The 9,976-nt window shown below is 42.9% G+C and carries 8 protein-coding genes; 3 read left to right on the top strand and 5 right to left on the bottom strand.

Annotated elements, in window-relative coordinates; translation table 11 throughout:
• Positions 1-33: 33 nt before the first annotated feature.
• Entirely contained in the window at positions 34-1,263 is a 1,230-nt protein-coding gene (gene serA / locus ABYB02_RS11020) for a phosphoglycerate dehydrogenase (protein ID WP_372762507.1), read from the top strand.
• A gap of 158 nt (positions 1,264-1,421) precedes the next feature.
• Here serA and ABYB02_RS11025 read toward each other — a convergent pair whose 3' ends face one another.
• Positions 1,422-2,354 (bottom strand): hypothetical protein, encoded by a 933-nt coding sequence (locus ABYB02_RS11025; protein ID WP_372762508.1) that lies wholly within the window; start codon positions 2,352-2,354, stop codon positions 1,422-1,424.
• Between the two features lie 72 nt (positions 2,355-2,426).
• Positions 2,427-3,812, bottom strand: a complete 1,386-nt coding sequence (gene radA / locus ABYB02_RS11030; RefSeq protein WP_372762509.1) for a DNA repair protein RadA — start codon at positions 3,810-3,812, stop codon at positions 2,427-2,429.
• Between the two features lie 360 nt (positions 3,813-4,172).
• On the opposite strand from radA, the gene ABYB02_RS11035 reads away from it, so the two are divergent.
• Complete coding sequence (locus ABYB02_RS11035; RefSeq protein ID WP_372762510.1) at positions 4,173-6,650, top strand: PilZ domain-containing protein; 2,478 nt, start codon at positions 4,173-4,175, stop codon at positions 6,648-6,650.
• Here ABYB02_RS11035 and serB read toward each other — a convergent pair.
• Complete coding sequence (gene serB, locus ABYB02_RS11040; RefSeq protein ID WP_372762511.1) at positions 6,647-7,672, bottom strand: phosphoserine phosphatase SerB; 1,026 nt, start codon at positions 7,670-7,672, stop codon at positions 6,647-6,649. The genes ABYB02_RS11035 and serB overlap by 4 nt on opposite strands.
• Before the next feature lie 174 nt (positions 7,673-7,846).
• Here serB and ABYB02_RS11045 point away from each other — a divergent pair, with 174 nt between their 5' ends.
• Positions 7,847-8,467 (top strand): AhpA/YtjB family protein, encoded by a 621-nt coding sequence (locus ABYB02_RS11045; protein WP_372762512.1) that lies wholly within the window; start codon positions 7,847-7,849, stop codon positions 8,465-8,467.
• Here the strand turns inward: ABYB02_RS11045 and ABYB02_RS11050 are convergent.
• Together ABYB02_RS11050 and pdxH are read right to left on the bottom strand one after the other, a co-directional pair.
• Complete coding sequence (locus ABYB02_RS11050) at positions 8,434-9,201, bottom strand: TatD family hydrolase (RefSeq protein ID WP_372762513.1); 768 nt, start codon at positions 9,199-9,201, stop codon at positions 8,434-8,436. The two genes, ABYB02_RS11045 and ABYB02_RS11050, sit on opposite strands and share 34 nt — an antisense overlap.
• Before the next feature lie 12 nt (positions 9,202-9,213).
• Positions 9,214-9,852 carry a pyridoxamine 5'-phosphate oxidase gene (pdxH, locus tag ABYB02_RS11055; RefSeq protein ID WP_372762514.1) on the bottom strand — a complete coding sequence of 213 codons (639 nt, stop codon included), beginning with the start codon at positions 9,850-9,852 and terminating at the stop codon, positions 9,214-9,216.
• Positions 9,853-9,976: the final 124 nt, after the last annotated feature.

Genomic DNA, 9,976 nt, shown 5'->3' on the forward strand with positions numbered 1-9,976 from the left:
AAAAATGGGCCACAAATTAAATAGGATGAGGTTATGAGTAAGGTATCGTTAGCAAAAGACAAAATTAAAATTCTCTTGCTTGAAGGTGTTCACCAAAGCGCTGTTGAAACGCTTAAACGTAATGGTTATAGCAACATCGACTACGTTAAAACCTCTTTGCCTGAGGACGAGCTAAAAGAACGTATTAAAGACGTACACTTTGTAGGGCTTCGTTCTCGTACTCATATTAATGACGCGGTATTAGATGCTGCAGAAAAACTGGTTGCCATTGGTTGCTTTTGTATTGGTACCAACCAAGTTGATTTAAACAGTGCCCGTGAACGCGGTATTGCGGTATTCAACGCGCCGTTTTCTAACACCCGCTCTGTTGCAGAGTTAGTGCTAGGTGAAATATTGTTACTGTTGCGGGGTATTCCACAGCGTAATGCAGCGGCACACCGTGGCGGTTGGTTAAAAACAGCCAATGGTTCATATGAAGCGCGTGGTAAAACGTTAGGTATTATAGGCTATGGCCACATTGGTACTCAGCTAGGTATTATGGCTGAAAACATTGGTATGCATGTTGAGTTTTACGATATTGAAGATAAGTTATCGCTAGGTAACGCCAAGCAAATACATAACTTAACGCAGCTATTGCAACGCTCAGATATTATTACTCTACACGTACCTGAAACTCCTCAGACTAAAAACTTGATTGGTACCGCCGAGCTTGCGGTTATGAAGCAAGGCGCTATTTTGATCAACGCGTCTCGCGGTACTGTGGTTGATATTGATGCCTTAGCCGAAGCCCTTAGCGAGAAAAAACTCAGCGGCGCGGCAATCGATGTGTTCCCAGTTGAACCTAAATCTAACGATGAAGAATTTATTTCACCACTGCGTGAGTTCGACAATGTGATTTTAACCCCGCACATCGGCGGTTCAACACAAGAAGCACAAGAAAATATTGGTATTGAAGTCGCGGGTAAGCTGGCTAAGTACTCAGATAACGGCTCAACCATTACTGCGGTAAACTTCCCTGAAGTTTCATTACCTGAGCTTGCTAACCGTAGCCGGTTATTACACGTACACCACAACCGCCCAGGCGTATTAACACAAATTAACCAAGCATTTGCTCAGCACGGTATCAACATTGCCGCGCAGTACTTACAAACAGATGAATCTATTGGTTATGTCGTTATTGATGTAGATACCGATCACTCAGAAGTAGCCCTTAAAGAGCTAAGCGCAGTTGAAGGTACCATCAGAGCGCGTATTCTTCACTAAGCGGTCAGCGGTCAGCGGTCAGCGGTCAGCGGTCAGCGGTCAGCGGTCAGCGGTCAGCGGTCAGCGGTCAGCGGTCAGAAAATAAAAAACCGTGCTTGTTAAACAAGCACGGTTTTTTTTCATTAAACTGACAAATGACGAGTTAAAGCTTACCGCTATTAATTACCCTTCACTTCTAAGTTTATATACTTAACTAACGCGTCTGGTTGCCCTGCTAATAGCATGATTTGCTGATTAACTTCCATCATGGTTTGGCCTTCAGGGAGTTTTGCCGAAATACTAAGCGAATTTAAACCTTGCGCAAAATTGTTTAAGGCATTTGCTATTTCTGTAGTCACCGGGGCTTGTTGCAGCTGTTGCTCAAGCAGCATTTGCATTTGTTCAAGGGTCATCCCTTGCTTAGCAAGCTCGCTCGCTAATAAATCGTTAAGCTTGCCATTATTACTCAGTGATAAATTGACACTGCGCGGCTCTAACTTGCTCATAGCTTGCATAATAAGTGTTTGCTGTTGTAGCTCTTGCTCGTAAGTCAGTGGCGCATCACCGGCCTGTTGCTGCGCTTTATTGATAGCCAATGACGCATCCATTAATGCTTTGCTGTTGGCTAATCCCAACGCCATATTAAAACTTACGATCTCTTTAGCATCGAGTTGAACCACCACATCGCTGTCGCCCGACTGCTCGTCATAGTCAAGAGACGAGTGTAAGTCGTAGCTTGCTGACGCTAACATCACATTCGTGTCGGCAGGTAATTGAGTAACAAAGTCTTTATTAAATTGAAAGCCTTTTACAGCTAAGGTGGTGCGTGGCGCAATGTTATCGGTTTCATACCCTGTTACCTTAATACTGCTGATGTTGGCAATGTTATCCCCCTCAGGGCTGATCACTTGTATCTCGTTAATTTCGACACTATCGGAGATAACACTGGCAGATAAATCGTTATATTTAAAGCTCGCGCCGGTTTGCTCACTAACAAGCGCAAGCTGTTTATCGATTTCAGCGCGTACTTCTTTCGTGGCTAGGTGGTTGGCGTAACTGATGCCAGCAATACCTGCGGCGACAACAGCCACTGCAATTAGTCGTTTTTTCATGTTATTTCCTTATTAAATTTTTAGGTAACTTTTCCAGCTCAACTGTAGCACTGAATAATTTTCCTGTATTTGTTAATTAATTAAGCTAAGTAATTCATGTACTGTTTTAACGGGGGTAATTTTAGCGCCCAGACCTTCCATCGATTTATGGTAATTACGAAACGGAATAAATATTTCTGTAAAACCATGTTGCGCAGCTTCTTTAACGCGTGGCACACCGCTGTCGATTGGCCGCACATCGCCATTTAAGCTCAGCTCGCCCATAATACAGGTGGTGCGTGGCACAACAAATTCATTTAAGCTACTCAGTAGCGCTGTCACCAAGGCCAAATCGATACAGGTTTCTGATTCATCGATTTTTAACCCCCCCACTATATTAAAAAAGGTATCGTGGAATATTTTCGTTTTAGTGTGCTTACGCAAAATACCAGTAAGCATTTTGATACGATTCATGTTTAATCCGACGCAGACACGCTGCGGGAATTCTGCCTCGGTTTCGGTGGTTAAACATTGAATTTCGAGCAGTAAATTGCGATTACCTTTACGAATACAGGTAATTGCCGAACCTGGAGATTCCGTGCTCGAGCCCGATAAGAAAATTTCACTGGGGTTATCAACACTCAGCATCCCGCGCTCGCACATGCGAAAAATACCCACGGTGTCTATGTCACCAAAGCGGTTTTTATTAGCGCGCAAGGTACGTATTTGTCCATCATTGGTGTCTATGTGTAATAGCGCATCGACAATATGTACCAGTGTTTGTGGGCCTGCAATTTCATTGTTTTTATTTACATGAGCAATAATGAACATAGTAACGTCATGCTGCTTACAATATTGAGTCAGCGCTTGGGCGGCGCTTTTCACTTGCGAGGGCGAACCGGGACTGCCATTGGCATTGTCTGTTACCACAGCTTGAATAGAGTCGATTACCGCAAACTTGATGTTATTTTTATCCAGCTCTTCAATAATGGTTTCGACACTGGTTTCTGACAGTAAATAAAGCTCATCTGCGTTATAGTTTAACTTTAAACGATTCACCCTGTTTTTAAACTGCGATAAAGACTCTTCGGCGGTACAGTAAAGCGACGGCATACGCTGCGACATTCTGGCGACCAAGTCAGAAAGTAAGGTCGTTTTACCCGCGCCGGGATCCCCAGAAATAATATTTACTGAGCCGGTAGTTACGCCACCGCTTAACACCCTATCCAGCTCGCCGATTTCGGTGAGTTGCTTTTCGGCTTCGGCGGTCGCAATATCATTTATTTTTTTAGAGCCCCCACCCACGTTGCCAGCATAACCACCCACAGCCACTCGTGCTGCAGCCTTTTTGCTTTGCCCCGCTGAAGGTTTAAACTCGGCCAATGAATTCCATGCACCGCAGCGGCATTGTCCCTGCCAGCGCTGGTAGTTCATGCCACATTCTGTACAAACAAATTCTATTTTTGCCGCTTTAGCCATTTATCACTTTACCTACTATGCTTTAATTTTTAAAACTACTTAATGTTGCGTATTCAGCCTGTTATTTAAACTACTTTCTAGCAGCTTACTGTTTTTACGAGACTATTAAGTACTTTATTTACTATGAAAAAATTCGACTTTCATTGTTACCCTATTTAAGGGCATACTTTTTGCTATGAAATAATTAACGTAACTTGTTGCCAACAAATTGGCATTTAACACATAATAACAAATAGCAAACTTAAGTTACTCAAATAATTGTACCTTTAATAACAACACGATACGACATTTATCAAAATTACTAATAAATGGATTTAACAGTATACCTACTTTTTAATATACACGGTGATGGTTTTATAAATGGCTGATGACATACTGCTCAAGCACGAAAATCTTATAGCTGAATTAAAGCAATATTTAGGCAACGCTAAATTCGAGCTGATTTTCAAAGCAAAAACCGCAGGGCTTAGTAAACCTGAGCAGTTTTTAATGAAAATGGAAATGTCGCGTTTATCACAGCCCATCGCCCGTTTTATTGATTTACGGGGTATGGTCACAGGCCAAGTAAAGCCCTACGAATACCAGGGCAAACAACACTTTATGGATGACACCGCTATAGAAGTGTTTGAAGCGGCACTCAAACAACATGGCGGTTATACCCTTGCGGTATATGAAGCGGTGATGAGTACCGAAAATAATCATCGAGTTCTACAAAGAAAAGCCGCTGAAAAAGAACAAGTTCAAGCCTTAGATGATTCCCTTACCACAAATATTATAAAATTTGCCTCCTATGAAAGCCGCTGCGAAGAGCGGATGAACTACTCCATAAAAGTCACGATTGAATACAAAGAGCACAAAAATATTGCGGCAACAACCTCCGATATTTCACTCAGCGGTTGTAAAATAAAGCTCACCACACGCCACATGCTAAAAAAAGGCCAATTAATTGCGATGCGTTTAGTCGGCCTAGAGCAAGACTTTGAATTGGGTTTAAAAGACGGTATTCAATACGAAGTAGTGGCGGTTGAAAATATCTCTAAAGAGTTTAACCATATTCGCTTAAAGCGCACTTTCATTGAAAAAAATGCCGCATTTGATCACTTTTTAGAAAGTTTTATCCACGGTAATAAACGCCGCTATAAAGTAAACTTAGATAACACCCTTGATGCGGTCGTTTCAAAAGGGTATGAGCAATACTATATTCCGCGAGTGACCTCTTTATATGTGTTTTTAAGCAAAAAAGCGGATGAGCTCTATCCTAGCCTTTGTTTAACCACAGAAAATAACATTGTTATTCAACGTTACTTTAGTGATGAACGGCAAAAGTCTTGTTTACATAATGTATTAAACCAGCAACGCCTTACTGAACTACTGACTAAGCAAACTGCGGTAAAGGAAGACTACCTCTATACCTTTACCCACGTCTCTGCTGGTAAAGTTTATTATTATTCAGCGACTCGCAGTGAGCTGGAGCAGCAGCCAGATCTTAAGAATTTATTTCTTGCCTTTGGTAGTCAAAAAGACAGCTGGCAATGCTATAAGTTACAGCTAATGCCGAGCCACCCCGAAGACTCTTATATTCCGTTATCGCTGCCCAGCACGGTGGGCAAAAACATTGAAAAAATGAACAAGCCCCCGTCTCCACGAGTTCAGGGGTTAATAAAAGATGTAAAGTATATGGTGGTACTCACCGCTGTAGGCAACCAAGTAGAGCAACAAAACTATCAACAGCTAAGTTACGATAAACGCTCTATTAACCAGCTAAAACACTTTGGTCATAGTCGGCACAAGTCGCCCCCCTATTTAGAAATAGTGCCGTTGGAATATGTTAATTTACGCGCTAATGAACGCTATTTATACAAAACCAGCGTATCTTTAACGTTTAACGATAGCGTTTTTCATGGCCAAACCCGTGATTTTTCAGTTATGGGCTTACAACTTGAAAGCAGCCAGGCTGTTAATTTTAAAAAAGGCACTATTGTTTTACTGGCGTTTCCTGAGCTACAAAAAATAACCAAATCACACCAGCTCAGTGAGTTAAAGTACGAGGTAATGGCTGTTAATAAATCAGCTACGGTGATTAACTTAAAAGCGCATAGATTGGCAGATAGCCCACATGTTGGCGTCACGTTTTTTACTCAACTCATTGAAAGTAATAAAGGCAAACTGGTTGTCTCAGAAGAAGTGCCTAAAATACCGGGCCTATCAACCGCGCTGAGAAATATGGTGACTAAAAGCGTATGCCAATTCCCACTGTACTTGCATAAAGAAGGGATACATTTTAAAACGGGAGCCATTGGTTTAGGACTCTACCCAAGCCCACTGCATGTAATTTTACAACATTTTGGTTTATTAGGTAATAAAACAGATCTATCAAGTATTATCACCGCTGAGCATATCGCTAATGTGATCACCCCAAACATTAAAGATCGGAACCGCCAAGATGCGCCTTTAGAGTTTACATTGGCGATCAATGTCGATCCCCGAAAGGGTGATATTACTGAGTCTATTACTAGCCAGTGTATACTCGGAGATGATTATACGGGCTTTCAACAACAGATCGGTGAAGGGATAAAATCGCAGCTGATCTTTGTGGTGCGCTTGTATATTTCCCGCACCGGACGCCCAGATACCGACTACTTAGCAAATGAGTTAAAGTATGTCAGCCAATATGCACTGCATAAAGCAAGAGAGTTAGAAGAGGCTTTGTGGTCTGTTGCCGGCGTCGGTGATATCGTTGATATCACCGAAGAAGCACTAAGTCATTTAACGCTTAACCAGCAACAGGTGACTCAGATGGGACGCCGCAAACTGCTGTGGTTAAACCGCTTACGTTAAGCGCTTTGTTGATTGAGTGGGATTGTCAGCATATACAATAGCTGCAACAACGATCCTTGGCAAATGGCAGCATGTGCATGCTCAACCACTTTAGGCTTACCATGAACGGCAACACCTAACCCGGCTTTAGCCAGCATTTTTAAATCGTTTGCACCGTCGCCTATTGCCACGGTTTGTGCTTTTGCTAAACCCAATTGCTGCTGCAAAGAGGTTAAAATCAGTGCCTTTTGCTCGGCATTAACAATAGTGCCTAATACCTTGCCGGTTAACTTATCGTCTTTAAATTCCAATACATTCGCATGTACTTCATCTAAATTAAGCAGCTGTTGTACTTGCTCTGCAAAGGGTACAAAGCCACCCGAAGCAATCGCTAAATACCACTGATGTTGCTTTAATATTTGACATAAAACTTTAATCCCCGGCATTAGCGGCAAGCTGTTTTTTAACTCATCAATTAAGCTTTTTTCTATCCCCGCTAATTTGCCAACACGCTGATTTAAGCTTTGATTAAAATCCAACTTTCCGGCCATGGCTAATGCCGTTACCGACGCAACTTCGTCGTAGACATTAGCTAAGCGTGCAATTTCATCGATACACTCAATAGTGATGGCTGTTGAGTCCATATCCATGACCAATAAACCCGGCTCGTATAAGTTAGGTGGACAGGCAATTTGTACTAACTGACAATCAAGCGAGCTGGAAAACTGCTGCAATAGTAGCGGGTTAATCGCCTGCTCCGCTTGCTCACTATAAAAACACAGTGCGGCGGGTAACGCTAAGTCTGGTTGATAGCGGCACACTGCGGTCACGTCATGCTGATGCTGGGCTAAAAAATTAATAATGGTATTAATAGCCGCCAAATCAAAATCAGCTGCAAACGCAATGCTAAATAAACCATGCTGTTTATTGGGTCGCTTGGTTAGTGGTACAAACGCCTCACCCTGCAAGCTAAACCATTTATTTAATGTTAACTGCCCCAATGGTTGCTCAGCACAAGGCTGTGCCATGTTCGTTTGCGACATGGGTTCTCCGTGAATGTCTATTGCTCCCCTGATACAGACTTAAAGGATATTAAGACGTTTACTAGCGCGAAATTCGCCATCAGGGTGGATTTAAGGTTATAGTATACCCAATCAACTTGGGTATAGCATTTGTAACATCAAATCAAAATGCTGTCAGTAGTATATACGGTGACTATGAAAAATAACCATCTTAAAAATCCGATCACGGCCTCACAGAAAAAGCGCCTCGTGCGTTTAGTGTTTGCTATTGGTTGTTTTATATTACTGGGTTGGGTGGGGGTGAACAGTAGCTTTCAAAGCCACCAATTACTTTATGACAGTGCCGATAGCACGGCTAAATCACTGGCCCGATTTATGGCATTAACAGCTAAAACACCACTCATTGAAAAAAACAAACCACAGCTAAACGCACTTTGTAACAGTATTAGTAAAGATGAATTTGTCCTTTCTGCCACCATTTACGACCAACAAGGAATCCTGATTGCAAGTAGCGATAATTGGCAGTCATCACATATTAGTGGCCAACTTACCGACTCAACGCCCGGTATTAGTAAGCTAAAAACGCCATTTATTGAGCCCGTTGTCAGTGACGACGATAGGCCCATTGGTTTTGTGTCGATCACCTATTTAACCCGCGCAGCAATCACCACGAGCCATAACCACTTTCATGATTTAGGCCGACAAGTTTTACTGATGCTGGTGATTGCCTGTATTTTCACTTGGCAATTTGGCCGCGGTTTAAAAATTTGGCAGGTAAATCGTTATATACAAAAAACGTCACAACATGATTCATAAAGCTGCGCCGCCAGTTGCTGTTTATTTTGATTGGGCTTTAATTCACTCAGCGCAGCAAATACCCGTGCAATTTGCAGCGGCGTATTGATCTCTCCCTGAAAACCACTCAACGGCATTGCCGGTGAGTCGGTTTCCAGCACTAAATGTTCAGCCGCAACAGCGGCAATAACTGCACGAGTTTTAGCGGCCCGCTGATAAGTAATAACGCCCCCGACCCCGAGTTTAAAGCCTTGCTTGATATAATATTGCGCTTGTTGCATTGAGCCAGAAAAAGCATGGATCACGCCGCCATTTAGTGGCCGACAGCGTTTAAACGATTGCGCAATGAGGTCATGACTTTGCCGGTGATGCACAATTAGCGGTAAAGCTAACTGATTAGCCAGCGCTATTTGTTGCTCAAATAACATTGTTTGCTTTGCAATATTTTCAATACTTCTGTCGAGCCCACACTCACCGATTGCCACCAGCTGCTGTTTATTGCTGTTTGCAAAGTCAAATAGCTGCGCTAAGTGAGATTCTTTATGCTCATTCAAAAAGTAAGGGTGCAGCCCTGCGGCAATATGTACTTGTGGGTATTTGCTTTTAAACTCAATTAGTTGTTTAGATTGCGCTAAGCTAATGCCAGGCACAACAAAGCGCTCAACGCCCATTGTTACACACTCTTTTATGAGTGATCCGCGCTGTGCGTCAAACTCACTAAAGTCGAGGTGGCAATGGGAATCTATAAACTTCACAGCGGCAAGCTATTAAGGGTTTAAACGGGTAACTTGCCAGCTATTATCATCCTGGCGCTGATACATAAAACGGTCATGTAAGCGATGTGCGCCTCCTTGCCAAAATTCTATTTTGCTGGGCACAACACAATAACCGCCCCAAAAATCAGGCAGTGGAATTTCACCTTTGCTGAACTTACTTTTCATGCTGGCAAAGGTTTCCATAAGTACTTTGCGCGATGATACCGGGCGGCTTTGTGCCGATGCCCACGCCGCAAGCTGGCTTTCTTTAGGGCGCGATAAAAAGTACTGCGCAACTGCCGAGGTAGGCAAAGGGTGTGCTTCGCCATAAACAATCACTTGACGCTCCATAGAGTGCCACGGAAAATGCAGCGATATTTTGTTGTTACCTTTAAGCTCCTGCGCTTTACGCGAGCCGGTATTGGTAAAAAACACGAAGCCTTTGTCATCAAGGTGCTTAAGCAACACAATACGCTGTGAGGGTTGTCCGGTTTCATCCACCGTTGCCACCACCATCGCGGTAGGATCGGCCAAGTTACTCGCTACCGCATGTTCCAGCCAGGTTTCAAACTGTTTAAATGGGCAGTCAAGCAAGTTCTCTTCGCTTAACGCATCTTGGAGATACTCACGACGGATATCTTCGAGTTTCATAACAAATCCTTCTTTAAGAGCTATCAGCTATCAGCTATCAGCTATCAGCTATCAGCTATCAGCTATCAGCTATCAGCTATCAGCTATCAGCTATCAGCTATCAGCTATCAGCTATCAGCTATCA

The organism is Pseudoalteromonas sp. (genome assembly GCF_041613455.1).
Lineage (GTDB): Bacteria > Pseudomonadota > Gammaproteobacteria > Enterobacterales > Alteromonadaceae > Pseudoalteromonas.